General features: G+C 71.2%; 25 protein-coding genes, 1 tRNA gene and 1 riboswitch. Of the genes, 15 read left to right on the forward strand and 11 right to left on the reverse strand.

Going from position 1 to position 25,535, the window contains the following annotated elements; translation table 11 throughout:
* Nucleotides 1–11: 11 nt before the first annotated feature.
* Nucleotides 12–1,544 carry a MocR-like transcription factor YczR gene (gene yczR / locus MM440_RS09285; protein WP_241444033.1) on the reverse strand — a complete coding sequence of 511 codons (1,533 nt, stop codon included), beginning with the start codon at nt 1,542–1,544 and terminating at the stop codon, nt 12–14.
* Nucleotides 1,545–1,605: 61 nt separating this feature from the next.
* Between yczR and yczE the strand changes: the two genes are divergently transcribed.
* Complete coding sequence (yczE, locus tag MM440_RS09290) at nt 1,606–2,382, forward strand: membrane protein YczE (RefSeq protein WP_420914149.1); 777 nt, start codon at nt 1,606–1,608, stop codon at nt 2,380–2,382.
* On the opposite strand, the gene MM440_RS09295 is transcribed toward yczE, so the two are convergent.
* Complete coding sequence (locus tag MM440_RS09295; protein WP_241444034.1) at nt 2,328–3,440, reverse strand: citrate synthase 2; 1,113 nt, start codon at nt 3,438–3,440, stop codon at nt 2,328–2,330. The genes yczE and MM440_RS09295 overlap by 55 nt on opposite strands.
* A complete protein-coding gene (locus MM440_RS09300; RefSeq protein WP_241444035.1) occupies nt 3,437–3,817 on the reverse strand; it encodes a hypothetical protein in 381 nt (126 codons plus the stop codon). Before MM440_RS09300 ends, MM440_RS09295 begins: the two co-directional genes overlap by 4 nt.
* A 47-nt stretch (nt 3,818–3,864) precedes the next feature.
* Between MM440_RS09300 and MM440_RS09305 the strand changes: the two genes are divergently transcribed.
* The 12 genes from MM440_RS09305 (at nt 3,865) to MM440_RS09360 (ending at nt 17,616) form a co-directional block, all read left to right on the forward strand.
* Nucleotides 3,865–4,554 carry a pyridoxine/pyridoxamine 5'-phosphate oxidase gene (locus MM440_RS09305; protein WP_241444036.1) on the forward strand — a complete coding sequence of 230 codons (690 nt, stop codon included), beginning with the start codon at nt 3,865–3,867 and terminating at the stop codon, nt 4,552–4,554.
* A gap of 11 nt (nt 4,555–4,565) precedes the next feature.
* Nucleotides 4,566–5,771, forward strand: a complete 1,206-nt coding sequence (locus tag MM440_RS09310; protein ID WP_241444037.1) for an MFS transporter — start codon at nt 4,566–4,568, stop codon at nt 5,769–5,771.
* A 4-nt stretch (nt 5,772–5,775) separates the two neighbouring features.
* A complete protein-coding gene (locus MM440_RS09315) occupies nt 5,776–6,468 on the forward strand; it encodes an iron-dependent transcriptional repressor DtxR (RefSeq protein ID WP_241444038.1) in 693 nt (230 codons plus the stop codon).
* Nucleotides 6,469–6,602: 134 nt separating this feature from the next.
* Nucleotides 6,603–6,765: riboswitch (cyclic di-AMP (ydaO/yuaA leader) on the forward strand.
* Between the two features lie 3 nt (nt 6,766–6,768).
* Complete coding sequence (locus tag MM440_RS09320) at nt 6,769–7,671, forward strand: C40 family peptidase (RefSeq protein WP_241444039.1); 903 nt, start codon at nt 6,769–6,771, stop codon at nt 7,669–7,671.
* 86 nt (nt 7,672–7,757) lie between these two features.
* The gene (locus MM440_RS09325; protein ID WP_241444040.1) at nt 7,758–8,549 is read left to right on the forward strand and encodes an IclR family transcriptional regulator; all 792 of its coding nucleotides are present in this window, start codon (nt 7,758–7,760) and stop codon (nt 8,547–8,549) included.
* 134 nt (nt 8,550–8,683) lie between these two features.
* Complete coding sequence (locus tag MM440_RS09330) at nt 8,684–10,177, forward strand: aldehyde dehydrogenase family protein (RefSeq protein WP_420914152.1); 1,494 nt, start codon at nt 8,684–8,686, stop codon at nt 10,175–10,177.
* 51 nt (nt 10,178–10,228) lie between these two features.
* A complete protein-coding gene (locus MM440_RS09335; protein WP_241444042.1) occupies nt 10,229–11,305 on the forward strand; it encodes a quaternary amine ABC transporter ATP-binding protein in 1,077 nt (358 codons plus the stop codon).
* Nucleotides 11,302–13,278, forward strand: coding sequence for an ABC transporter permease (locus MM440_RS09340; protein ID WP_241444043.1), 1,977 nt, complete (start codon nt 11,302–11,304; stop codon nt 13,276–13,278). The genes MM440_RS09335 and MM440_RS09340 overlap by 4 nt, the downstream gene beginning before the upstream one ends.
* A 29-nt stretch (nt 13,279–13,307) precedes the next feature.
* Nucleotides 13,308–14,405 (forward strand): ABC transporter substrate-binding protein, encoded by a 1,098-nt coding sequence (locus MM440_RS09345; RefSeq protein ID WP_241444044.1) that lies wholly within the window; start codon nt 13,308–13,310, stop codon nt 14,403–14,405.
* Between the two features lie 92 nt (nt 14,406–14,497).
* The gene (locus MM440_RS09350) at nt 14,498–16,945 is read left to right on the forward strand and encodes a GcvT family protein (RefSeq protein WP_241444045.1); all 2,448 of its coding nucleotides are present in this window, start codon (nt 14,498–14,500) and stop codon (nt 16,943–16,945) included.
* A 54-nt stretch (nt 16,946–16,999) separates the two neighbouring features.
* Nucleotides 17,000–17,227, forward strand: coding sequence for a FitA-like ribbon-helix-helix domain-containing protein (locus tag MM440_RS17340; RefSeq protein WP_241444046.1), 228 nt, complete (start codon nt 17,000–17,002; stop codon nt 17,225–17,227).
* 20 nt (nt 17,228–17,247) lie between these two features.
* Nucleotides 17,248–17,616, forward strand: coding sequence for a type II toxin-antitoxin system VapC family toxin (locus MM440_RS09360; RefSeq protein WP_241443184.1), 369 nt, complete (start codon nt 17,248–17,250; stop codon nt 17,614–17,616).
* Between the two features lie 113 nt (nt 17,617–17,729).
* On the opposite strand, the gene betA is transcribed toward MM440_RS09360, so the two are convergent.
* From betA to MM440_RS09385, 5 genes are read right to left on the reverse strand one after another with little or no spacing between them, the layout of a single operon-like run.
* On the reverse strand, nt 17,730–19,451 hold the full coding sequence (gene betA, locus MM440_RS09365) for a choline dehydrogenase (RefSeq protein ID WP_241444047.1): 1,722 nt from the start codon (nt 19,449–19,451) through the stop codon (nt 17,730–17,732).
* Between the two features lie 3 nt (nt 19,452–19,454).
* Nucleotides 19,455–20,591 carry an aromatic ring-hydroxylating oxygenase subunit alpha gene (locus MM440_RS09370; protein WP_241444048.1) on the reverse strand — a complete coding sequence of 379 codons (1,137 nt, stop codon included), beginning with the start codon at nt 20,589–20,591 and terminating at the stop codon, nt 19,455–19,457.
* Between the two features lie 28 nt (nt 20,592–20,619).
* The gene (locus tag MM440_RS09375; RefSeq protein WP_241444049.1) at nt 20,620–21,795 is read right to left on the reverse strand and encodes an NAD(P)/FAD-dependent oxidoreductase; all 1,176 of its coding nucleotides are present in this window, start codon (nt 21,793–21,795) and stop codon (nt 20,620–20,622) included.
* Nucleotides 21,792–22,262 (reverse strand): bifunctional 3-phenylpropionate/cinnamic acid dioxygenase ferredoxin subunit, encoded by a 471-nt coding sequence (locus MM440_RS09380; protein ID WP_420914150.1) that lies wholly within the window; start codon nt 22,260–22,262, stop codon nt 21,792–21,794. The genes MM440_RS09375 and MM440_RS09380 overlap by 4 nt, the downstream gene beginning before the upstream one ends.
* A complete protein-coding gene (locus tag MM440_RS09385) occupies nt 22,240–23,622 on the reverse strand; it encodes an NAD(P)/FAD-dependent oxidoreductase (RefSeq protein WP_277626521.1) in 1,383 nt (460 codons plus the stop codon). The genes MM440_RS09380 and MM440_RS09385 overlap by 23 nt, the downstream gene beginning before the upstream one ends.
* 60 nt (nt 23,623–23,682) lie before the next feature.
* Here MM440_RS09385 and MM440_RS09390 point away from each other — a divergent pair, with 60 nt between their 5' ends.
* Complete coding sequence (locus MM440_RS09390; RefSeq protein ID WP_241444051.1) at nt 23,683–24,189, forward strand: GNAT family N-acetyltransferase; 507 nt, start codon at nt 23,683–23,685, stop codon at nt 24,187–24,189.
* A gap of 8 nt (nt 24,190–24,197) precedes the next feature.
* On the opposite strand, the gene MM440_RS09395 is transcribed toward MM440_RS09390, so the two are convergent.
* Nucleotides 24,198–24,362 carry a hypothetical protein gene (locus MM440_RS09395; protein WP_241444052.1) on the reverse strand — a complete coding sequence of 55 codons (165 nt, stop codon included), beginning with the start codon at nt 24,360–24,362 and terminating at the stop codon, nt 24,198–24,200.
* Between the two features lie 66 nt (nt 24,363–24,428).
* Nucleotides 24,429–24,626 (reverse strand): hypothetical protein, encoded by a 198-nt coding sequence (locus tag MM440_RS09400; RefSeq protein WP_241444053.1) that lies wholly within the window; start codon nt 24,624–24,626, stop codon nt 24,429–24,431.
* A 378-nt stretch (nt 24,627–25,004) separates the two neighbouring features.
* Here MM440_RS09400 and MM440_RS09405 point away from each other — a divergent pair, with 378 nt between their 5' ends.
* A complete protein-coding gene (locus MM440_RS09405) occupies nt 25,005–25,280 on the forward strand; it encodes a hypothetical protein (RefSeq protein ID WP_241444054.1) in 276 nt (91 codons plus the stop codon).
* A 65-nt stretch (nt 25,281–25,345) separates the two neighbouring features.
* On the opposite strand, the gene MM440_RS09410 is transcribed toward MM440_RS09405, so the two are convergent.
* Nucleotides 25,346–25,421 (reverse strand) — tRNA-Arg (locus tag MM440_RS09410).
* Nucleotides 25,422–25,535 lie beyond the last annotated feature (114 nt).

The raw sequence follows: 25,535 nt of genomic DNA on the forward strand, positions 1-25,535 counted from the left end.
ACGGGCCGATCTCAGCGCAGATCCATCCGATCGGCGGCCGCGACCAGCCGTTCGAGGGCCACGCTGAGCGCAGGAGCGCTGAGCGAGAACGGGATCCGCAGATACTGCTCCAGCCCGCCGCCGGACACCGCGAAGACCGACCCGGGCACGAGGGCCACGCCGTGCCGGGCCGCCTCCCTCACCAGTGCTGAGGCCTCTGGCCGCGGCAGCCGGCACCAGAGGGACAGCCCACCGGGCGGCAGCCGGTAGCTCCACCCGGGCAGCTCGGCGTCGACCGTGGCCGCCACCAGGTCGCGCTGGGCCCGCAGCGTGGCGAGCCGCTCGGCCGTGGCGGTGGGTCGGCGCAGGGCGTGCGTGAGGGCCAGCTGCTCGACGACCGCGACCCCGAGGTCGAGCGACAGCCGGGCCGCCTCGACCGCCGGCACCAGGTCGGCGGAGCAGCGGATCCAGCCGAGCCGCAGCCCGCCCCAGTGCGACTTGCTCGCCGATCCGACGAGGACGACCTGGTCGCCGAACGCCGCCAACGGGGTCGGTGGCTCGGGGGACTCCAGGTGGATGTCAGCCATGGTCTCGTCGGCGACGAGCAAGAGGTCGTGACGAGCAGCCTTCTCGCACAGCAGCGCTCGCGAGGCGTCGTCGAGCAGGGCGCCGGTCGGGTTGTGAAAGTCGGGGATCAGCAAGGCAGCTCGCGCACCCGAGCGCCGCGCGGTGTCGACCAGGACGTCGATGTCGAGGCCGTCGTGGGTGCTGGCCACGCCGACGGGCACAGCGCTCGAACGCCGCAGTGCCGCCATCGAGTTCGGATATCCAGGCGTCTCGACGACAACCCGCTCACCGGGTCGCAGCAGCGCCCGGAACAGCGCCGCAACACCGGACAGCGCACCGCTGGTGACGACCACCTGCTCTGGCGTCGTCGGTAGACCGCGCCGGCTGTAGCGCGCCGCGATCTGCTCCTTCAGCGCCGGCAGCCCGGTCGCGAAGTACCCCGCCGTCCCGACATAGTCGGGCAGCTCGGTCACGGCCTGCTGGAACGCCGCCAGCACCCCCGGTGCCGCAGCCGGCGCCGCCGTCCGCAGGTCGTAGACCTCCCGCTCCGTCCCGGACGAAGCCGCACCCAGCTGCTCCTCGCGGCGCAGCACCGCCACCCCGGCGTCCGACGCCCCGGCGCCCAGTGCTCCCGAGCCGGCCGCCCCCGAGGCCGCCACTCCCGAGACCGCCACTCCCGAGCCGAGCGGCTCGACCGAGGTAGGCGCGCCGCGGCGCGGGAGGGTGAGGGTGGACCCCGAGCCCTGCCGCGGCACCAGGTAGCCGTGCTCGGCGAGCTCGGCGTACGCCCGCGTGACGGTGGTGCGGCTCAGCCCGAGGGTCGTGGAGAGGGTGCGCTCGCTCGGCAGCCGCGTGCCGGGCAGCAGCCGTCCGTCGCAGACGAGCACCCGGGTCTGGTCGGCCAGCCAGCGGTAGGCCGGCTCGTCCGCGGGGCGGTCGCCGAGGAGGGTGGCGAAGCGGCCGACCCCGAGGCGGGGCGAGGCGTTCGGCACGGTCACCAGACCACTGTCTCCCAAGTGGCCCTTCTCGGCAAGGCCACTTCGGGCTCATGCTTGGAGCATGAGCAGCACTGGACGCATGAGCAGCACCGACCGCACGAGCACCACCCGCACCCCGCGCCGCACCCTGGCGACCCTCGGACCGATCGAGCAGCTGCGCGCCGGCCGCCTGCCGCGCAGACTGGTCCAGCTCTTCGTGGGGCTCACGCTCTACGGGATCTCGCTCGGGATGTTCGTGCGCGCCGAGCTCGGGCTGGACCCGTGGGACGTGCTGCACGTGGGCCTGACCCACCACACGCCGCTGACCTTCGGGCAGGTCGTGATCGCGGCCGGGATCGCTGTGCTGCTGCTGTGGTGGCCGCTGCGCCAGCTGCCGGGTCTCGGGACGGTGGCCAACGCGGTGTGGATCGGCGTCGCGGCCGACGCGACCCTCGCCCTGCTCGACCGACCCGACGCGCTCGCCACGCGGTTCGCGCTCCTGATCGGGGCCGTCCTGGTCAACGGCGTGGCGACCGGCATGTACATCGGCGCCCAGCTCGGGCCCGGCCCGCGCGACGGGCTGATGACCGGTCTGGCGCGCCGCACAGGATGGTCGATCCGGTTGGTGCGCACCAGCATCGAGGTCACGGTGCTCGCGCTCGGGTGGTTGCTCGGCGGGACCGTGGGGCTCGGCACCGTGCTCTACGCCGTCGCGATCGGGCCGCTCGCCCAGCTCTTCCTGCCGTTCTTCGTCGTCGAGCTGCCCACCCCCGACTCACGCGCCGACCAGGCCGGCAAACAGGCTCAGGACGCCCAGCCGGCGACCTCCTGCACCGAACGCGGGGGCTTGCCGACGTAGACCGCGCTCGGCCGGATCATCCGGCGCGCCCGCTTCTGCTCGAGCACGTGCGCGGACCAGCCGGCGAGCCGCCCGCAGACGAACATCGGCGGGATGAGCTGCGGCGCGACGCCGACGAGGTCGAGCAGCACGGCCGCCCAGAACTCCACGTTGGTGGCGATGACCCGGTCCGGGCTGCGCTCCTGCAGGGCGGCGGTCGCGGCCGCCTCGACGGCGAGGGCGCACTCGTAGCGGGGTGCCTCGAGGCGTCGGCACGCCTCCTTCAGCGCCACGGCCCGCGGGTCCGGGCCGCGGTAGACCCGGTGGCCGAAGCCCATGACCCGGCCCCCGTCGCGCAGCGACTCCTCGATGACGGCTTCCGGCGCCAGCCCCCGGTCGCACGCCTGCAGCATGTAGTGCACCCGCATCGGCGCGCCGCCGTGCAGCGGGCCGCTCATCGCGCCGACCGCGCCGGACAGGCACGCAGCGACGTCGGCGCCGGTGGAGGCGATGACGCGGGCGGTGAGGCTGGAGGGGTTGAGACCGTGCTCGGCGATGGCGATCCAGTAGGTGTCGAGCGCCTCGACGTGGCGGGGGTCCAGCTCGCCGCGCCAGCGGATCAGGAACCGCTCGGTGACGGTGGCGGCCCGGTCGACCTCGCGCTCGGGCACGACCGGCAGGTCGGCGCCGCGGGCGGACTGGGCGATGAAGGACATGGCCATCACCGAGGCGCGGGCCAGCTCGTCGCGCGCCTGCTGCTCGCCGATGTCGAGCAGCGGCCGGAAGCCCCAGACGGGGGCGAGCATGGCGAGCGACGCCTGCACGTCGACCCGCACGTCACCGGTGCGGACGGGCAGCGGGAACGCCTCGGCGGGCGGCAGGCCCGGCTGCAGGTCGTCGTCGACCAGCAGGCCCCAGACCTGCGCGAACGTCGTGCGACCGAGCAGCTCACGGATGTCCACCCCCCGATAGCGCAGCGACCCCGAGCTCCGGTCGGCCTCCGCGATCTCGGTCGAGAACGGCCCCGGCTCCGGGGCTGCCCCCGGCGCCGGGTCGGGCCCGTGCGTCGCCGCGGTCACGGCCGCTTGCGCCGCCTCGAGATGCGCGGCAGGACCCGGTCGGCCTCGTCGCCCGGCCGGATCCGCTTGTCCAGGTCGTAGCCCTCGATCAGCAGCGCGAGCGGCTTGGTGGTGGAGGGGTGCGACGCGACGGGCTTGTCGCCGGTGAAGACGATGAACCGCTTCTCGTCGCCGTCGAAGACCGTCATCACCGAGCCGTCCACCAGCTGGTGGGCGTGCTCGAGCGCGTGCATGCGGTGGTTGACCCGCTTGAACTGCTTGTTGGCCAGCTCGCGGGCCGGCCCTTGACCCTGCTTGATCGCCTCGTAGGCGAGCGGACCGTAGCGCACACCCAGCTTGACGATGTTGCTCACGGCCTTGCTCTTGGGACTCGGCACGGGGGCCTCCTTCGCGTGGTTGGGCCCCCTCAGCCTAATCTCGTCCCATGACGTCGATGCGCGACCTGCCCCGGGTCGACTACTCCGGTGTCGGGCTGGACGAGGCCGACACGGCTCCGACGCCGTGGCTGCAGGCCCAGCGCTGGCTGGCCGAGGCCGTGGCCCACGACCGCGAGCGCGGGGTGACCGGCGAGCTCAACATCCTCGACCTCGCCACCGTCGACGCCGACGGCCGCCCGGACGTGCGGCCGGTGCTGATGAAGTTCTTCACCCCCGGCGGTCCCGGCTTCATCTCCGACGCCCACTCCGCGAAGGCCTCGCAGCTCGGGGCCAACGCCCACGCCGCCGCGACGCTGCGCTGGCCCACGCTCTACCGGGTGATCCGGATGCGGGGCACCATGGTGCCGCTCGAGCGCGAGATCCTCGAGGGCTACTGGGTCACCCGGCCGTGGGGTGCCCAGATCAGCGCGCGGGCGTCGCTGCAGTCCCAGCCGATCGTCGGGCGGGAGGCGCTGGAGCTGGCCTACCGGGTCGAGGCCGAGCACTGGCCCGAGGACGGCAGCGCCGGGCCGGTCCCGATGCCGGACGCCTTCGTCGGCTGGTCGCTGCGGTGCGACGAGGTGGAGTTCTGGGCGGGGCGGCCCTCGCGCCTGCACGACCGGCTGCGCTTCCGGCGCACCGGCGACGGCGACCTCGACGACGTGGACAGCTGGGCGCGGATCCGCTTGCAGCCGTAGCCTCGTGGCTCATGAGCGAGCCCGCGATCACGTCGTTGCGCGCGATCGCGGTGCCCGCCTACGGACCCACGCTGCTCTCCGGGATCGGGACGGGCGCGATGGCTCCCGCGATCCCGCTGTTCGCTCGCGAGCTCGGTGCCTCGGTCGGCACCGCGGGGCTCATCACAGCGCTGTTCGGGCTGGGGGTGCTGGCCGCGGACCTGCCCGCCGGCGAGCTCGCCGCGCGCATCGGCGAGCGGCTCGCGCTGCTCTACGCGACGGCGTTCGGTGGGGCCGTGACGCTGGTCGCGGCGCACACCCGCAGCCTCGCGGTGCTCGCGATCGCCGTCTTCGCCTACGGGCTGTGCGGCGCGGTGTTCGGGCTGGCCCGGATGGCCTACCTGACCGAGGCCGCACCCGCGCACCTGCGCGCCCGCGCGATGTCCACGCTGGGCGGCACCATGCGGGTCGGGCGCTTCCTCGGTCCGTTCCTCGCCGCCGCGATCGTCACCCAGCGCGGGGTGGCCGGGGCATTCGAGCTGTCCGCCGCGATGGACCTGCTCGCCTTCGCGGTGGTGTGGCGTCTGCCGGACCTGCCGGGGGAGCGCAGGGCGCCGGTCAGCGAGGCCACCGTCCTCGCGGTGCTGCGTCGCAGCCGTCGGGTGCTCGCCACCCTCGGTGTCGGGGCGCTGCTGGTCGCCGCGGCCCGCGCGCTGCGCGACGTCGTGCTGCCCCTCTGGGGTGACCACCTCGGCCTGTCGCCCGCGACGACCGCGCTCGTCTTCGGGATCGCCGGGGGCGCCGAGATGCTGCTCTTCTATCCCGCGGGCATGGTCATGGACCGCTTCGGTAGAGCGTTCACGGCGGTCCCGGCGATGCTCGGCCTCGGGCTGGGCTTCCTGCTGCTGCCCCTCGCGACGAACCTCGGCTCGTTCACCGCGGCGGCGGTGTTCATCGGGGTGGCCAACGGGATCGGCGCGGGCATCTTGATGACCCTCGGCGCGGACAGCGCGCCACCCGACCAGCGCAGCCGGTTCCTCGGCGCGTGGCGGCTGGTCGCCGACGTCGGCAGCGCGGGCGGCCCGGCCCTGCTGAGCGCCGCGACGGTCGTCGTGTCCCTCGGCGCCGCGATCTCGGGGGCGGGGGTGCTCGCCCTGCTCGGTGCGGGGTGGCTGGGCTACTGGATCCCCCGGTCCGGCCCGGCCCGGGACGACGACGGGCAGGGCATGGCAGGCTAGAGCCGTGACCGAGCTGATCGACACCACCGAGATGTACCTCCGGACCATCTTCGAGCTCGAGGAGGAGGGCGTCACCCCGCTGCGCGCGCGCATCGCCGAGCGCCTCGGCCACGCGGGACCGACCGTCTCGCAGACGGTCGCCCGGATGGAGCGCGACGGGCTGCTGGTGGTCGCCGGTGACCGGCACATGGAGCTCACCGAGCACGGCCGGGCCGCCGCGACTCGGGTCATGCGCAAGCACCGGCTCGCCGAGCGGCTGCTCGTCGACGTCCTCGGCCTGGAGCTCGAGCACGTCCACGAGGAGGCGTGCCGGTGGGAGCACGTCATGAGCGAGCGGGTCGAGCGGCAGATCCTGCGGCTCATCGGTGACAGCGCCGAGTCGCCCTACGGCAACCCCATCCCGGGGCTCGCCGAGCTGGGGGTGACGGACGCGCCGACTCGCGTCCCGGTCTACGGGCTGCTGACCCGGGCCCCCCGCGAGGGCGCGCCGGCGGTCACCGTCGTCGTGCGCCGCATCGGTGAGCCGGCCCAGAACGACCCCGAGGCGCTCGCCCTGATCACTGCCGCAGGAGCCCGACCGGGGGAGCAGGTCCAGGTGACCACCGAGGGTGACCGGGTCGTGCTCGTCGGTGCCGACGGGTCCGGCGTCTCGCTGCCGACGGACGTCGCGTCGCACGTCTTCGTGAGCGACCTGTAGCACACCTGTGTGGGCGGATGTGGGGGATTTGCCCCGAAACGCTGCACAGATATGACATTGAACCGTCAACCGGTTACCGTCGATGTGCCCTCACCCCCAGAGGGTCCGCCCGAAGACGCCTAGTCCTGTCACTTCGCCAGCGGTTGCTCTAGCTCGTTGACAGGAGCGGGGGACCCACCATTCAGGAAGGACGCGATGCGTCCCTTGGGGTGAAGGTCCGCACCCACCGGTGCTGATCCGGGTGATTCCTCTCACCCGAACCCGACAGCTAACTTCGCCGGCGTTTCGAGAGGTCACCACGTGTCTACCCGCATGCCCGGGCGCCATCGCGCTGCCCGCCCCGTCGCCCCCGTCGTGAAGTCCGCCGCCGTCGTCGCCGCTGCCGGCGGCCTCGTGGCGTCCGCGTCCGTCGCCCAGGCTGCTCCGGAGGACGCCGCCGGTGCCGCCGCCACCACGAAGAGCAGCACCACCACCGGCACCACCTCCACCACCGCCACCCCGGCGCTGGCGGCCACCGCCGCCACGCTCAGCGGGCGTGGCACCGGTGCGGTCGTCTCCCCGGCCCTCGCCCTCACGGCGACCACGGCTGGTCCGACCCGCCCGGCCACCTTCGGCGACTCGCGTTTCGCGGTCGTGAAGAAGGCGCCGGTCAAGAAGAAGCGCGTCGTCCGCGCCACGCGCACCGCCGTGACCGAGGGCGCCACCGCGACCCGCTCGGCCACCGCGACCCGCTCGGAGCGCACCGTCTCCAGCTCGCGCAGCACCACCCGCACGGCGCTGCGCAGCACCACGAGCGCGGCCTCGAGCACCCCGAGCACCACGAGCACGGCGCGCAAGACCTCCGCGGTCAGCACCACCCGCTCGGCCGCTCCGACCTCCGGCGTGCTCGGCGTGGCCGCCGGCCTCTCGGGCATCTACTACTCGTGGGGCGGCACCACCCCCGCGGGCTTCGACTGCTCGGGCTTCACGTCCTACGTCTACCGCCAGCTCGGCGTCTCGCTGCCGCGCACCGCGGCGGCGCAGCAGGCCGCGCTCACGCCGGTGTCCAACCCGCAGCCGGGTGACCTGGTGTTCTTCGGCTCGCCCGCCTACCACGTGGGCATCTACGCCGGCAACGGCATGATGTACGACTCCCCGCGCACGGGCCGCACCACCGGCCTGCACGCGATCTGGAGCTCGAACGTCTCCTACGGTCGCCCCTGACCGTCCTGCGTGACCCTGCTGCGTGATCGGCCGTCCACCGGCCGACCTCACCGGCGCGGACCGCGTGGTCGTCTATGGTCGTGACCATGATCGACGACGCGGTCCCCGCCGGGGAGGGCACGCCCCTGGTGCAGTCCGTCGACCGGGCGCTCGCCATCCTCGAGACGATCGCGGCCTCGCACGACGACGTCGGCGTCACCGAGCTGGCCCAGCAGATGGGCGTGCACAAGTCGACCGTCTCCCGCCTGGTCGCCACCCTCGAGGCGCGAGACCTGGTCGAGCAGCAGCAGGACCGCGGCAAGTACCGCCTCGGCATGGGCATCCTGCGCCTCGCCGCCGCGGCCAACCAGAGCCTCGACATCGTCCGCGTCGCTCGGCCGGCGATGCGCGAGCTGTCCAAGGCGACCGGTGAGACGGTCAACCTCGCGGTCTCCGCAGACCTCGCGGCGCTCTACGTCGACCAGCTGAGCGGACGGTCTACGCTCCAGTCGCACAGCTGGGTCGGGCAGCGGATCCCTGTGCACGCGACGTCGAACGGCAAGGTGCTGCTCGCCTGGGCCGACGACCCCGACCTCGTCGAGCGGGTGCTCGAGCGCGGCCTGACCCGCTACACGCCCCGCACGATCGTGTCCCGCGCCGCGCTGAAGCGCGAGATCGAGCTGACCCGCAGCCGCGGCTGGGCCTGCGCCGTCGACGAGCTCGAGGAGGGCCTCACCGCGATCGCGGCCCCCGTCTTCGACGCCGACGACGCCGTGGTCGCGTCGATCTCGGTGAGTGGCCCCGGTTTTCGCATCGACGAGCGCCTCGAGGAGTTCGCCGCAGCAGCCGTCGCCGCGGGCGCCCAGGCGTCCGCGCGCCTCGGCCACCGCGCCCCCTGAGCGGTGCCCGCACCCCCAGCCTGAGAGCGCGTTGAGTCTCGCGCGCGTGCCGTTCGGCCCGAACACCGGCTCCGGGGTTGACGTATCGTCCAGGGGTGGCCATCTTTGTTGCACCAGAAGACACACGATGCGTGATGTGCAACAGAGGGGCTGTGGCCGTGCAGGAGCTGTTCATCGCAGGGGAGTGGCGCGCCGCGACCTCGGGTCGGACGCGCGAGATCCACTGCCCCGCGGACGGCGAGCTGGTCGCCACGGTGGCCGAGGCGGGCCCGGACGACGCGCTCGACGCGATCGCTGCGGCGCGAGCCGCCTTCGACGAGGGGCCCTGGCCGAGCACGCCGGAGCGCGAGCGCGGCGACCTGCTGCTGCGGGTGGCCGACCTGCTCCAGCGCGACAAGGCCGAGATCGCCCGGCTCGAGAGCGCGGACACCGGCAAGCGCTACGTCGAGAGCGAGTACGACGTCGACGACGTCACCGCCTGCTTCCGCTACTTTGGTGGCATCGCCGGGACCGACGCGGGCCGGGTCGTCGACACCGGCCGCAGCGACGCGATCAGCCGCGTCGTGCACCTGCCGGTGGGGGTGTGCACCCTCATCACGCCGTGGAACTACCCTCTGCTGCAAGCGTCCTGGAAGGTCGCGCCGGCTCTGCTCGCGGGCAACACGATCGTCATCAAGCCCAGCGAGATCTCGCCGTCGAGCACCGCCCACCTCGTCCGGCTGCTGCAGGAGGCCGGGCTGCCGGACGGCGTCGCCAACCTGGTGCTCGGCAGCGGCGCGGTGCTGGGGGAGACGCTGACCGGTGACCCGCGCGTCGACCTGGTCTCGTTCACCGGCGGCCTCGAGACCGGCAAGCGCATCATGGTGTCGGCCGCCGCCACCGTGAAGCGGGTGGCCCTCGAGCTCGGCGGCAAGAACCCCAACGTGATCTTCGCCGACGCCGACCGCGCGGCGGCCATCGACAACGCGCTCACCGCGATCTTCCTGCACTCCGGTCAGGTGTGCTCTGCCGGGTCGCGCCTCATCGTCGAGGAGTCCGCGCACGACGACATCGTGGACGCGATCGTGGCCTCGGCCAAGCGGATTCGGATCGGCGGGCCCTACGACGAGGACGCCGAGACCGGCCCGCTGACGAGCGCCGAGCATCTGGCCAAGGTCGAGGCCTACGTAGCCCGTGGGCTCGCCGACGGAGCTCAGCTGCGGTGCGGCGGGCGCCGACCCGACGGCGAGCGCTACGCCCGCGGCTACTACTACGAGCCGACCGTCCTCGACGGCTGCACCGGCACCATGTCGTGCGTGCAGGACGAGTCGTTCGGGCCCGTCCTCACGGTCGAGACCTTTCGCACGGAGGCCGAGGCGATCGCGATCGCCAACGACACGCCCTACGGGCTGGCCGGTGCGGTCTGGACCCAGGACGCGGGGCGCGCGCAGCGGGTCGCGGGAGCGCTGCGGCACGGCACCGTGTGGATCAACGACTTCCACCCCTACGTGCCGCAGGCCGAGTGGGGCGGGATGGGTCGCTCCGGCATCGGCCGCGAGCTCGGCCCGCACGGCCTGGCGGAGTACCAGGAGATCAAGCACGTCTGGCACAACCTCGAGCCTGCACCCACGGGGTGGTTCTCCGGCTGAGTCCCTTGGGCGGCCGCGAGAGCGGCTGTCCCCCAGAGGAGTTGATGCGCGGTGACTGCACACGCAGCGAGCCCGGACGCGATGGTCAGCGTCCGCAACCTGTGGAAGGTGTTCGGCCCCAAGGCTGCCGAGGTGCCGAAGTCACCGCAGCTGCAGCAGCTGAGCCGTCGCGAGCTGATGGATCAGGCGGGGTGCACGGCGGCCGTGCGCGACGCGACCTTCGACGTGAGCCGCGGCGAGGTCTTCGTGATCATGGGCCTCTCCGGCTCGGGGAAGTCGACGCTGATCCGGCTGCTCACCCGCCTGATCGAGCCCACCGCGGGTCAGCTGCTGCTCGAGGGCGACGACCTGATGACTCGCGATACCAAGGCGATGCGCGACCTGCGCCGCAGCAAGGTGTCGATGGTGTTCCAGCACTTCGGGCTGCTGCCGCACCGCCGCGTCGTCGACAACGTGTCCTACGGCCTGGAGATCCGCGGCGTCGACAAGGCGACCCGCACCAGGCGCGCGATGGAGGTCATCGAGCTCGTCGGCCTGTCGGGCTACGAGCGGTCCTTCCCGCACCAGCTGTCCGGCGGCATGCAGCAGCGCGTCGGCCTCGCGCGGGCGCTGGCGGGCGACCCGGACATGCTGCTCTTCGACGAACCCTTCTCTGCCCTGGACCCGCTCATCCGCCGGGACATGCAGGCCGAGGTGATCCGGCTGCACAAGGAGATGGGCAAGACGATGATCTTCGTCACCCACGACCTGTCCGAGGCGCTCAAGCTGGGCGACCGGATCCTCATCATGCGCGACGGGGCGATGGTGCAGACCGGCACCGGCGACCAGCTGGTCGGCGCGCCCGCCGACGAGTACGTCCGCAACTTCGTGCAGGACGTCCCGCGCTCGCACGTGCTCACCCTGCGCTGGGTCGCTCGGCCCGAGCGCCTCGGCGAGGAGGTGGCCGACCTGACCCTGCCGGCCGACACGATCATCCGCGACGCCATCCGCTGCGTGATCTCGGCGGGGCGGCCGGTCCGCGTCGTCGACGGCGGGTCTGGCGGGGCGGGCGGCTCGGGCGGCAAGGTCCTCGGCGTGGTCGGCGAGGACGAGATCCTCACGTCCATCGCGGGACTGGAGGACGAGTGAGCACCGCGGCCGTAGCGTCGGTGCCGACCTGGCGCAGACCGGGGCGGCTGGTCGCGAGTCTCGCCGTCCTCGTGGTGTGGTCGCTGCTCTACCTCGTCCTGCGCGGGCGCGACACGCTGCCGCTCGGCGAGACCGAGACGACGCCGCTGCACCAGTCCTTCAACCACCTGAGCGACAGCATCGCGAGCAACCGCAACTCCAGCCCGCTGTTCGTCTACTTCTTCAACTACCTGCAGATCTGGATGACGCAGTTCGTCACGTTCGTCCAGTCGCTCATCTCTCAGCCCGGATTCGGTAGACCCGCCCCGCTGATCGGGTGGCTCGGCGTCCTCGCGCTGGGCGGCTTCCTCGCCTGGCTCCTCGCCGGCTGGCGCTCGGCGGTGCTGGCCGTGCTCGGCTTCGCGTTCATCGGGTGGCAGGGCCTGTGGACCGAGGCGATGGACACGCTGGCCCTCACCCTCGCCGCAGTCCTCATCGCCGTCGTGATCGGCATCCCCATCGGCATCTGGATCGGGTTGAGCCGCAAGGCCGCTCGCGTCATCACGCCGATCCTCGACTTCATGCAGATCATGCCGACGTTCGTCTACCTCGCGCCGCTCACGCTGCTGTTCCTCATCGGGCCGGCGTCGTCGACGATCGCGGTCCTGATCTACTCGATCCCGCCCGTCATCCGGATCACCGGCCACGCGATCCGCTCGGTCCCCGAGAGCACGACCGAGGCGAGCGACTCGCTCGGCGCGACGCGTTGGCAGACGCTGACCCAGGTGATGCTGCCGATGGCCAAGCGCACCATCGTCATGGGCATCAACCAGACCACCATGGCGGCGCTGTCGATGGTCACCATCGCCGCGCTGATCTCCGCGCCCGGCCTCGGGCAGACGGTGCTGCAGGCCCTCACCACCCTCGACGTCGGCACGGCGTTCAACGGCGGCCTCGCCATCGTGATCATGGCGATCGTGCTGGACCGCACCACGACCGCGGCCGGTGAGGGCACCGAGCGCACCTTCGAGCACGGGCTGCCCCCGCGGCTGCGGTGGGGCGTCGCCGGGCTCGGCGCGATCGTCACGGCGGTGCTGGTGTGGGAGTCCGCGACCTTCTGGTGGGCCAACACCTTCCCCACGGGCCACTCGATCGGCCCGAGCATCGTGAGCGGGGTGGCGAGCGCGTCCACCTGGATCCAGGACACCTTCTCCGGGGTCACCAACGTGCTGAAGAACCTCATCTCCGGCGGCCTGCTCGACCCGTTGCAGACGCTGCTCACCGAGTCGCCGTTCTGGCTGGTCATCATCGCGCTCACGGCGCTCGCCGCCATCCTCGGCGGCCGCTGGGCGGCCCTGTCCACGGTCGTGTGCCTGCTCATCGTGGTCGGCCTCAACCTGTGGCAGAACTCCATGGAGACCCTCGCCGCCACCCTCATCGCCACCGTGCTGACGATGGTCTTCGCGATCGTCATCGGCGTGGCGATGGGCCGCAGCCGTCGCGTCGACCGGATCGTGCGACCGACCCTGGACGCCGGGCAGGTCATGCCGGCATTCGTCTACCTCGTGCCGTTCCTGGTGCTGTTCGGCGCGAGCCGCTTCACCGCGATCGTGAGCGCCATGGTCTACGCCGTGCCGCCGGCCGCGAAGGTGATCGCCGACGGCATCCGCGGCGTCTCGGAGTCGACCGTGGAGGCGGCCACCTCGGCGGGCGCCTCCACCTGGCAGATCATCCACCAGGTGCAGCTGCCGATGGCCTCGCGGGCCTTGGCGCTCGCGACGAACCAGGGGCTGATCTACGTGCTCGCCATGGTCGTCGTGGGCGGCATGGTCGGCGCCGGCGGCCTCGGCTACCAGGTGGTCAACGGCTTCGTGCAGGACCGCTTCATCGGCAAGGGCCTCGCCGCGGGCCTCGCCATCGTGCTGCTCGGGCTCATGCTCGACCGCATCTCCCAGGCCGTCGCGTCCCGCGTGGACCCGTCCGGCGCCCGCTGACCTCGCCCGCCCGACACCGAGGAGTCCTCATGTCATCCTTCCGAACTCGTCTGCAGGACGACGGCGTGCGTAGACCGTCTCGTGGCTCGCCTGGTCGCTCGGCTCACGGCTCGTCCCGTCGAGCGCGCGCCGCGCTGCCGGGCATCGGCGCCGCCGTCGTGGTGCTCGCGGTGGGCCTGAGCGGCTGCGCCGGCGCCCGGATCGGTGACACCAACGCGGCCGCGGGCGGCGGCGGGGGAGCCGGGGCCGCCTCGGGCGAGTGCGGCACCCTCAAGCTGGCGATGAACGACTGGGTGGGCTACACCGCGGACGCGGCGGTGCTGACCTACGTCGCGCGGACGGCGATGGGGTGCACGGTGCAGCAGCTGCCGATGAAGGAGCAGATCGCCTGGCAGGGCTTCGGCACCGGCCAGGTCCACGTGATCGTGGAGAACTGGGGCCACGACGACCTCAAGGCCAAGTACATCGACCAGCAGAAGACCGCGGTGAGCGCCGGGCCCACCGGCAACATCGGCACCATCGGCTGGTGGGTGCCGCCGTGGCTCGCGAAGGCGCACCCGGACGTGCTGCAGTGGAAGAACCTCAACAAGTACGCCACGCAGTTCGCCACCTCGGAGTCGGGCGGGAAGGGCCAGCTGCTCGACGGCGACCCGTCCTACGTCACCAACGACGAGGCGCTGGTCAAGAACCTGAACCTCAACTTCAAGGTCGTCTACGCCGGCTCGGAGACGGCCCTGATCACCAGCTTCCGGGCGGCGGAGCAGCAGAAGAAGTGGGTCATCGGCTACTTCTACAGCCCGCAGTGGTTCCTCTCGGAGGTGCCCATGCAGAAGGTCGAGCTGCCGCCCTACACGCCGGGCTGCGACGCGGACGCCTCGAAGATCGCGTGCGACTACCCGAGGTACGACCTGGACAAGATCGTCGCCGCGAAGTTCGCCAAGGACGGCGGTCCGGCCTACCAGCTGGTCAAGAACTTCCAGTGGACCAACGACGACCAGAACCTCGTCGCGAAGTACATCACCGCCGACAAGATGACGCCTGACGCCGCCGCCAAGAAGTGGGTGGAGGCCAACAAGGTCCGCGCCAACTCGTGGCTGGCCGGCATCGGCGGCGCCAAGCCGTTCTGACGGGCGGTCGGGGGTTGACAGCGCCTCTCCTCGGCTTCGAGACTGTTGCACATAGCGCGTGACTGTTGCACATGACGCATCGGAGGATTCTCATGGCCGGACCCCAGGTAGTCATCATCGGTGCGGGGGTCGTGGGCGCCGCGCTCGCGGACGAGCTCACGGCGATGGGTTGGGACCAGGTGACGGTCGTCGAGCAGGGCACCCTGCCGCGGCCAGGCGGCTCGACCTCCCACGCGCCTGGTCTGGTGTTCCAGGCCAACTCCTCCAAGGCGCTGTCGGAGACGGCGCGCTACACGGTCGAGAAGTTCATGAGTCTGCGCACGGCACAGGGTGACTCGTGCTTCCGCCAGGTCGGCGGGCTCGAGCTCGCCACCACCCCCGAGCGGGAGCGCGAGCTGCTGCGTCGGCACGGGTGGCTGACCTCGTGGGGCATCGAGTCGCGGCTCGTGGACGCCGAGGAGGCCATGGCGCTCTACCCGCTCGTGCAGTCGCCGAAGGTGCGCGGCGCCCTGCACATCCCGACCGACGGGCTCGCCAAGGCGGTCGACGCGGTGGAGGTCCAGATCGCGCAGGCCAAGGAGCGTGGCGCGCGAATCCTGGACAACACCAAGGTGATCGACATCGAGACGGTCGACAGCAAGGTCACCGCGGTGGTGACCGACCAGGGCACGATCCCGGCCGACATCGTCGTGTCGTGCGCCGGCATCTGGGGACCGCGGCTGTCCCGGATGGTCGGTCTCGAGCTGCCGCTCACGCCGCTCGCCCACCAGATGGCGTGGACCACCGACCTGCCCTCGGTGGCGGGGCAGCAGGACGAGATTGTCCGCCCGATCCTGCGCTACCAGGACGAAGACCTTTACTACCGTGACCGATTCGGCGGCATCGGCATCGGCTCATACCTGCACGACCCGATGCCGTTCAAGGCCGACGACATCCGCGAGCTGGACCCCTCGCAGCCGATGCCGTCCGAGCTCGCCTTCACCCAGGCCGACTTCGACCCGGCGTGGGCGCTTTCGGTCGAGCTGATCCCCGACCTCGCCGACGCGCGCATCGAGCACGCGTTCAACGGGCTGTTCTCGTTCACGCCCGACGGGATGCCGCTGTGCGGCCCGTCGCCCGACGTCGAGGGCTTCTGGGTCGCCGAGGCCGTCTGGGTCACCCACTCCGCCGGGGTGGGCCGCGCGATGGCCGAGTGGCTGCACGACGGGCACGTGTCGTCCTTCGACGTGCACGAGTTCGACATCAACCGCTTCGACGACTACCAGCTGGCGCCGGACTACGTGCTGGCGCGCGACTGCCGCAACTTCGTCGAGGTCTACGACATCCTCCACCCGCTCGACCCGCCGGCGAACCTGCGCCCGCTCCGCACGTCCCCGTTCTACGAGCGCGAGAAGGCGCTGGGCGCGGTGTTCCTCGAGGCGAGCGGCTTCGAGCGGCCGCAGTGGTACGAAGCGAACGCCCCTCTCGTAGAGCGCTACTTGGGCCGGATCCCCACCCCCAATGACTGGGCCGCGCGGCACTGGTCGCCCATCGTGGGCGCCGAGGTGATCGCGACCCGCGAGGGCGTCGCGATGTACGACATGACGGCCCTCAAGCACCTGGAGGTGACCGGCCCCGGCGCCGCGGCCTTCCTCGGCTCGCTCGTCACGGCCAACGTCGACAAGTCGATCGGGTCGATGACCTACTGCCTGATGCTCGACGTCGACGGCGGCATCCGCTCGGACGTCACCGTGACCCGGCTGGCGAAGGACCGCTTCCAGGTCGGGGCCAACGGTCACCTGGACCTCGCGTGGATGCAGCAGCACCTGCCCGCCGACGGCTCGGCTCAGGTCTTCGACGTCACGGCGGGCACCTGCTGCATCGGCCTGTGGGGGCCGCTCGCACGCGACGTCGTGCAGCCCCTCACGGGCATCGACCTGTCCGCCGACGGCCTCAAGTACTTCAGGGGCGCAACGGGATTCATCGGCACGGTCCCGGTGACCATGCTGCGGCTGTCCTACGTCGGCGAGCTCGGCTGGGAGATCTACACGACCGCCGACCAGGGGCAGAAGCTCTGGGACACCCTCAGGGCCGCCGGCCAGGAGCACGGCATCATCGCCGCCGGTCGCGGCGCGTTCAACTCGCTGCGCCTCGAGAAGGGCTACCGCTCGTTCGGTCACGACATGACCTTCGAGCACGAACCCGACCAGGCCGGAGTGGGATTCGCGGTCAAGAAGGCGCACAGCGGCTACGTCGGCGAGGAGGCGCTGGCGGCGCGCCGCGGTCAGGGCGACCGGGTGCTCGCGTGCCTGACCTGGGAGGACCCGACCTCGACCGTCATGGGCAAGGAGCCGGTCTTCTCCGGCGACCGGTGCGTAGGCTACGTGACCTCCGCGGCCTACGGCTACACGATCGGGCGCAACATCGCCTACACGTGGGTCGACAAGGACCTCGCCACGACCGGCACCGAGCTGACCATCGGCTACTTCGACGAGCACATCCCCGCCGTCGTCTCCGACGAGCCGCTCTTCGACCCCGGCATGGACCGCATCCGCGGCTAGGGCTCGGCTAGTGCGTGCCCGTTCAAAGTGCTTGCATACTGCTAGCATTGAGGTATGACGACTCTCTACATCCGCGAGGTCCCCGAAGCGGTGGCTGACGCATTGAAGGCCCGCGCAGCCGCGCAGGGACAGTCGCTGTCCGCCTACGTGAGTGCGCAGCTGGCCGTCATCGCCGCCCGTCCCACCAATGCTGAGATCGTGGCCCGACTGCGTGCCCGTGACCGATCACCAAGCGTCTCGACTGAGCGCATCCTCGACGAGGTCGAGTCGGCCCGCCGATGATGGTGCTGGATGCTACGGCCATGATCGAGGCTCTGGTCGGCGCCGACCCATCCGCCGAACTCCTCGATGCGCTAGAAGGCGACATCCACGCACCGCACCTGCTGGACGTAGAGGTTTCGTCCGTTCTCCGAGGGCTGGAGCTGGGGCGTGTCCTTACTCAGGCCAGGGCCGAAGAAGCACTGGAGGACTACTGGTCCTTCGGGATCGAACGTCACGACCTGGAGCCCCTGCGCCGACGCGTCTGGACGCTTCGCCATCAGTTCACGAGCTACGACGCGTCCTATCTTGCGTTGGCCGAAGCCTTGGGAGCGCCTCTGGTCACCGCCGACAAGAAACTCGCCACCCCGGGCCATGACGCCACTGTGATCCTCATGCCAAGAACGTCCTGAACTGCCGCTCACGGGACGTCGCGTCGACCTTGCCGCGGTGGGTGCGCACGACCCTCGATGCCTCACCGGCACATCTGTCCCTCGCTGGAGCCCCGTCATGTGGGCGACACGCCCTAGGCGTCGGTGGGGTAGAGCGGCATCGGCTCACCCTCGCCGGGCTTGACGTGCCGGTAGAACGGCAGGTCCAACGGCGGGAGCGGGGTGTTGCCGAGGATCAGGTCGGCGGCCTTCTCGGCCAGCATCATGACCGGGGCGTAGATGTTGCCGTTGGTGACGTAGGGCATGACGGAGGCGTCGACGACGCGCAGCCCCTCGGTGCCCCAGACCTTCATGGTGAGCGGGTCGACGACGGCCATCGGGTCGGACGCGTCGCCCATCTTGGCGGTGCAGCTCGGGTGCAGCGCGGTCTCGCCGTCCTTGGCGACCCAGTCGAGGATCTCCTCGTCGGTCTGGACGCTCGGCCCGGGGGAGATCTCCCCGGCGTTGTAGCGCGCCATGGACGGCTGGTTGATGAGCTCGCGCGAGACGCGGATCGCCTCGACCCACTCGCGCCGGTCCTGCTCGGTCGACAGGTAGTTGAAGACCAGCTTGGGCTTGTCGAGCGGGTCGGTGCTCGCGATCTTCACGCTGCCGCGGGCGTCGGAGTACATCGGGCCGACGTGCAGCTGGAAGCCGTGGCCGCCCTCGGGCTGCGAGCCGTCGTAGCGCACCGCCAGCGGCAGGAAGTGGAACATCAGGTTGGGGTAGGCGACGTCCTCGTTGCTGCGGGCGAAGCCGCCGGCCTCGAAGTGGTTGGTCGCCCCCGGCCCGCTGCGCGTGAAGAGCCACTTCGCCCCGATCCAGGGCGCGTTGCGGTACTTCCTGGCCATGACCGGTTGTAGCGAGACCGGTTCGTCGCAGGCGAACTGGACGTAGACCTCGAGGTGGTCCTGCAGGTTCTCGCCGACGCCGGGGAGGTCCTTGACCACCGGGATGCCGAGGGCCGTGAGCTCCTCGGCGTTGCCGACCCCCGAGAGCTGCAGCAGCGCAGGGGTGTTGATGGCGCCGCCGCAGAGGATGACCTCCTTGGCGCGCACCTGGCGGGTGCGGCCGCGCAGCTCGTACTCCACGCCGACCGCGGTGGTCCCCTCGAACAGCACCCGCGTCGTCAGGGCGTTGGTCACGAGGTGCAGGTTGGGGCGGTTCAGCGCCGGGTGCAGGTAGGCGCGGGCCGCCGAGTAGCGCCGACCGCGGTAGACGTTGCGGTCGAACGCCGCGAATCCCTCCTGGCGATAACCGTTCACGTCGTCGGTGAGCGGGTAGCCCGCATCCTGGACGGACTTCAGGAACGCGCCGAACAGCGGGTTGGTCGCCGGTCCACGCTCCAGCACCAGCGGCCCGGTGTGGCCGCGGCGCTGGTCCGAGTCGTCGGCGGCGAGGCAGGACTCCATCCGGTTGAAGTAGGGCAGGCAGTGGGCGTAGTCCCACGTCTCCATGCCCTTGTCCGCGCCCCAGCGCTCGTAGTCCATCGGGTTGCCCCGCTGGAAGATCATGCCGTTGATGCTCGACGACCCGCCGACCACCTTGCCGCGGGCGTGGTAGATCCGCCGGCCGGCCATGTGCGGCTCGGGCTCCGACTCGTACTTCCAGTCGTAGAACCGGGAGCCGATCGGGAAGGGGAGCGCGGCCGGCATGTGGATGAACACGTCTGCGGCCCAGTCCATCCGGCCGGCCTCGAGCACCAGCACCTGGCGCTTGCGGTCGGCCGACAGGCGGTCGGCGAGTGCGGACCCGGCAGAGCCGGCACCCACGATGACGGTGTCGACCTCGGCCGGCGGACGGATGGTGAGCGGCACGGTCTACGCCTCCTGACGGGGGGTGCCGACCATGCTGGTGACCCAGTCGTGGAAGGCGCCGATGTGGTGCTCGCTCGGGACGAGGACGCCGCCCTCGCGGTAGGAGCGCGAGCTCATCCCGAGCTGGGTGCGCTCGCACGCGTCGAAGTCCTGGCTGTTGACGCGGTGGAACAGCTCGACGGACGCGGTCACGTCCTTGCCGGCCTCGACGACCGACGGCAGATAGAGCCAGTCGCACTCGACCACGGTGCGGTCCGCGGCGAGGGGGAACATCCGGTGGATGATCACGTGGTCGGGGACGAGGTTGACGAAGACCTGCGGTCGCACGGTGATGGCGTAGTAGCGGCGGTCCTGGTCGTCGGCGACGGTGGGGATCTTGTCGAGTCCCTCGGACCCGTCGACGGTGAATCCCTTGACGTCGGGACCGAACTCGGCGCCGTGACCGACGAAGTACTGCGCGGCGTAGCCGTCGGCGAACTCCGGCAGCACCTCGGTCAGCTCGGGGTGGATCGTCGCGCAGTGGTAGCACTCCATGAAGTTCTCGATGATGAGCTTCCAGTTGGCGGCGACGTCGTAGACGATGCGCTTGCCGAGCGCCAGGTCGGCGACGTCGTAGTGGCTGATCGAGTCGAGGTCGCCGAGCCGGTCGACGATGTCCTGCTGGACGCTGTCCTCGAACGACGGCGGCTCGTCGGCGAGGCACACCCAGACGTAGCCGAGCCACTCGCGGACCGGGAGGCTGGTGAGCCCGAACTCGACCCGGTCGATGTCGGGCATCTTGGTCAGGTTGGGCGCCGCGATGAGCTTGCCGTCGAGGCCGTAGGTCCACGCGTGGTAGGGGCACTGGAAGCTGCGCTGCACCTGGCCCTGCTCGTCGGTGCAGAGGCGGGCGCCGCGGTGCTTGCACACGTTGAGGAATGCCTTGACGCTCTTGTCGCGAGCTCGGCTGATGATCAACGACTCTCGTCCGACCTGCACGGTCCGGTAGGACCCGGGGTCGGGGATGTCGGCACTGCGCACGACGCAGAACCACATGGTCTCGAAGATGGCCGCCTGCTCGGCGGTGAAGTACGCCGGATCGGTGTAGGCGGCCCCGGGCAGCGTCTTGATGAGGCTGGGGGTGGCGACGGTGTCGGTCATCACGGGCTCCGAGGTGGTGGGGTGGGGGTCAGACCTGCTGGGTGACGCGGGTGGCGAGCTCGCGCCGGAACTTGGTGAACGGACGCACGCAGTTGACGCCGAGTGCTCCGATGGCGACGTCGCCCTCCCAGTAGACCGCGAGGTAGCTGTCGTCGTCCGGTGAGCCGACCTCGAAGGAGATCCGGTCGGCGTTGGAGGAGGCGCCGGTGAACTGCAGGCGGGAGTCGTACTGGTCGGACCAGAAGTACGGCGGCGCAACGGGTTTGACGGTCGCTCCGGTGCCGAGCAGGTTGGCGACGGCCACCGCCGGGCGGTCCAGCGCGCCGGTCCAGTGCTCGATGCGGCGCGGCTGGCCGTAGGCGGGATCGAGCCAGGCGGCGCAGTCGCCGACGGCGGCGACGTGCGGGATGCCCGTGCCGCCGACCGCGTCGCACACCACGCCGTTGGCGAGGTCGAGGTCGGTGTCGCGCAGCCACTCGACGTTGGGGGTGGCGCCGACGCCGGCGACGACCACGTCGGCCTCGAGGACGGTGCTGTCGGCGAGCTCGACACCGGTCACCCGGTCCACCCCCTCGACGTGGTCGATGGTGACGCCGGTGCGCAGGTCGACCCCGTGCGCCTCGTGCAGCCGCCCGATGACCTCGCCCATCGTGACGCCGAGCGGGCCGGCCAGGGGAGTGGGGGCGACCTCGAGGACGGTGACGTCGAGCCCGAGCTTCTTTGCGGTGGAGGCGATCTCGGCGCCGATGAAGCCGGCGCCGACGACCACGAGACGCTTGCCGGGGAGCAGGTCGGCGCGCAGCCCCTGGGCGTCCTCGAGCGTGCGCAGGATGTGGACGCCGGGGAGCTGGCTGCCGGAGAGGTTGAGCCACCGGGCCCGGGCGCCGGTGGCGACGACGACGTCGTCGGCCACGATCTGCCGGCCGCCGGCGATCAGGACCGAGCGGGTGGACGGGTCGAGCTGGAGCGCGCGCTGACCGAGCACCCACTCGACGTCCAGGTCCTCGTCCGGAGCCTCCAGCGCGAGGTCGGCCTCGGACATGGAGCCGTCCAGGAACTGCTTGGACAGCGGCGGCCGGTCGTAGGGGCGGTGCTCCTCGTCGCCGATGACGATGACCCGGCCGTCGAACCCCTGGGCGCGGGCGGCCCGGGCCGTGGAGAGCCCGGCGAGAGACGCCCCGACGACGACCAGGGTGCGCTTCATGCGCTGGCCCCGTAGCTGACCCCCGGGGGCAGGTTCGGCGTCTCGTCGGACAGCTCGACGTAGATCGTGCCGTCCTGCACGGTGACCGCGTGCGCCCGGACGCCGACCTTGGCGGGCGGCTGGTCCACGCCGCCGGTGCGCAGGTCGAAGGTGCTTGCGTGCAAAGGACATTCGACGCGACAGTCCTCAACCCAGCCGTCGGCGAGCGACGCGTCCTGATGGGTGCACGTGTCGTCCAGCGCGTAGACGGCGCCGTCCTCGGTGTGGAACACGGCGATGGGCGGGTGCGGGGGCACGAGGACCCGCTTGGCCTCGCCTGCCGGCAGGTCGGCGAGCGGGCAGATCTCGATCATCGCGACTCCTGGTGCTGCGTTCTGGGTGCTGCGGGGTGGGGTGCTGTTGGTGGTGCTGATGCTCTTGCCGTTGGTGATGGTGCGGACCGGACTAGGCGAAGATGCCCGCCCCACCGGCGTCAGGGTCTACCTCGCGCAGGCGGCTGTACTCGGACAGGTCGAGCTCGACGCCGGTGCGGGGGAGGGTGAGGGGCGCGGGCTCCGTGTCGTGGTCGTGCCCGGCCTCGCAGTGGTCGATGACGGCGCGCAGGATCTGGCCGACGACGGGGGCGTTCTTGAACTGGTTGCCGCTCGTGCCGATCGCGACGTAGAACCCGGGCAGGCTCGTCTTGTCGTAGATCGGGACCCAGTCGCTGGACACGTCGTAGATGCCGACGACACCGGAGGGCGTGTTGGGGATCTGCAGCTCGGGGATGCGGCGGGCGAGCCGGTAGGACTGCGCCTCGTAGACCGCCTGGGTCGCGGTCGGCGTGTAGACGTCCGGGTTGTCGAGCCACTCCAGCTCGTCGCAGGCCGGCTCGGCGCCGCCGTTGAGGATGCCGCCGCCGGGCTCGCCGCGGAAGTAGGTGCCGAGGTCGGTGTCGGCCATGAACGGACCCGGGGTGCCGTCGGCGCGGCCGTAGCCCTCGGGGGCGCGGAAGTGGTGCACCTCGACCCGCATCGGCCGGGTCGTCACGGCGAAGTCGTCGAGCACACCGGCGAGCTCGTTGATCTGGCCGGAGTGGGGGCCGGCGGCGTTGACGACGACGTCGGCCTCGATGACCGTGCCGTCCTCGAGGCGCACGCCACTGACGCGCTGCTCGTCGCCCTCGCCGGTGCGCAGGATCTCGGCGACGCCGGCGCGGAAGCGGAAGGTCGCTCCCTTGCGCCGGGCGGCCGCCATCAGGTTGTGCGCCGCGAACTGCGGGTCGTCCATGAAGCCGGCATCCGGCATGTAGGTGCAGGTGAGCGGCTGGTCGGAGTCGTCCCAGAAGGCGTCCTCGGTGACCGGCTTCGGCGGGTAGTAGCTGGTGAAGTCCATTGCGGGGAAACGCTCTTCGAGCTCTGCCTTGGTCAGCACCTCGTGCGGCACACCGACCTTGTCGAAGCGGACGCTCACCGGCTCGCGGGTGCTGCCCGGGAGGTCTACGGAGAGACCGCCGACCTGGATGAAGCTCGCGAGCTGCCCGTCGTCCGTGCCCTCGAGGTAGCTCTCCCAGTCGGCCCACAGCAGCTTGGCCTCCCAGGAGACCGCGACGCTCGTGATCGTCGAGTAGTTGAACCGGATGCACGCCGAGGACGCGCTGGTCGACCCCGATCCGGGACCGGGGCCCTTGTCGACGACCGTGACGTCATAGCCAGCCTTGGCCAGCTCGTAGGCGACGTCACTGCCGATGATGCCGGCACCGATGACGACTGCAGTCGAGGACAAGGGAGCCTCCGAAGACGTAGAACGTGGTGAGAGCGATGGTGACAGATGTTGAGCATGTCGCAACAGTGTTGCGTCAGTGTTTTCTCAGATGACGGTCGCGTTGCGATCCGTAGACTCCCTGGCATGCCCACCGTCACCCTCGCCCCGGTCGACGACGCGGTCCTCGCGGACCTCACCCGCGTGGCCGTCGCGGACGCCGCGGCCGACGAGGTGACACCACCGCTGACCAGCGACGGGCAGTGGTCGGCCGAGCGGGTTGCGTGGTTCGAGGGCTACCACCGCGCCTGTCGAGCGGGCCTGCCCGGGTCGCGCCGGGAGGCCGTGTGGGCGGTGCTGGTGGACGGCTCGCCGCAGGGCGCGGCCCGCCTCCAGCTGACCGACGCAGCTGGTGTGCTCGAGGTCGGCATCTGGTTGACGCGATCGGCGCGTGGTCGCGGGGTCTCGGTGGCGGCTCTGGGGCTCCTGCTCGACGAGGCAGAGGCCCTCGGCGCGGACGCCGTCGTCGCGGACACGGCCGTCACGAACGTCCCCGCGCAGGCCGCGCTGCGTCGGCTCGGCTTCACGCTGGACGCTGCCGAGGTTGAGGGCCGGGTCCGCGCGCGGGTCGACGTCGTGGCGGTGCGCGGGTAGCGGGAGGGTCAGAGGTATCGCACCCACAGCAGGATGACGAGACCGAGCGCCATCAAGGCTGCGGCGTACGTCAGCGTGGCCGGCGGGGACCAGCCGCGTCGCTCGCGCAGGAGGGCCACCGCGGTCGCTGCTGCGAGGCATCCGAAGCCCAGCACGATCCACAGATACGCCATGACGCGATCGTGGCACATCCCTGCCCCCTGCGATGGCGCCCCCGACAGAGCGCGCACACCGTTGAGTCAGCGTCGTCGACCGGCCCGGTTGGCCAGGAACACGTTGAGCACAGCGGTGACGATCGCGCCGACGCCGACGAAGAACCACAGCCAACGGAGGGTGGGGTCGGGAACGCTGCGGGCGAACAGGAAGAGAGCTACCGGTGCCGTCACCGTCGCGCAGATGACGTTGATCCAGTACAGGATCGGAGGGAAGTGGCTCACCACGTCAGGTAACGGCTGAGCGTCCGCCATCATGCTTCGTTTCGTCGTGATCCGCGACCTGGCCGCCGACCATGCTCCCGCAGGTAGGAGGGCGTGGTCGATCGTGACGGTTGGTCGTAGGCTGCCGAGGACTGGCAGTTCACGGCGGCCAGGTACCAAGGGAGGTGCGGCATGGTCAGGGTCGTTCGATCTCTTGCGCTGGGAGCGGCGGGGCTCGCGCTGGCGGGCTGCGGCTCGACCACGGCGGGTGAGGCAGACCAACCCACCACGACCGCAGCCAACGTAACCGCGACGGCGTCGTGTCCGTCGCCGGCGGCCAAGGCCCCCGTCTCTTCGAGCCAGCTGACGGCCTTGGCGAGCTGTGACCTGACCGGGGCAATGCTGACTGCCGACTCGACGAAGGCCACGGGCGCCGCCGCCGGTGCCACCATCCCGCGCATCGGTGAGGCGGTCGAGGGCTCGGGGAGCCAGACCTCGGGACCGGAGGGCGCGGTGCTCTACCTGGCGAACTTCGGACCCCCTACCGGTGTGGCCGGCACGGTGACGAGCGGGCCGCAGACGAACCGCACCAAGGAGTACTTCGGCGCCCCGAAGGCGATCGAGACGTTGCGAGCGATCGAGCGGTCGCTGACCCGGACCTCGTCGACCGCATAGACCTGTAGACCGCTACCGACAGGGCAGGACGGAGCCCGGCAGGGGGTTGTGGCCTGTGAGACGTGTGGTGCCCCCGGCAGGATTCGAACCTGCGACACCCGCTTTAGGAGAGCGGTGCTCTATCCCCTGAGCTACGAGGGCGCGGCGCGTCCGCGCCAGCCGTCATTGTGTCACGGGCGGGCGCGAGCCTTCGTCACGGACTGCGATCGAGTTCTCAAACAGGTGACCACCAGTAAGGTTGCGTCACGCGCATCA

This window comes from Arsenicicoccus piscis, from assembly GCF_022568835.1.
GTDB classification, from domain to species: Bacteria; Actinomycetota; Actinomycetes; order Actinomycetales; family Dermatophilaceae; genus Arsenicicoccus; species Arsenicicoccus piscis.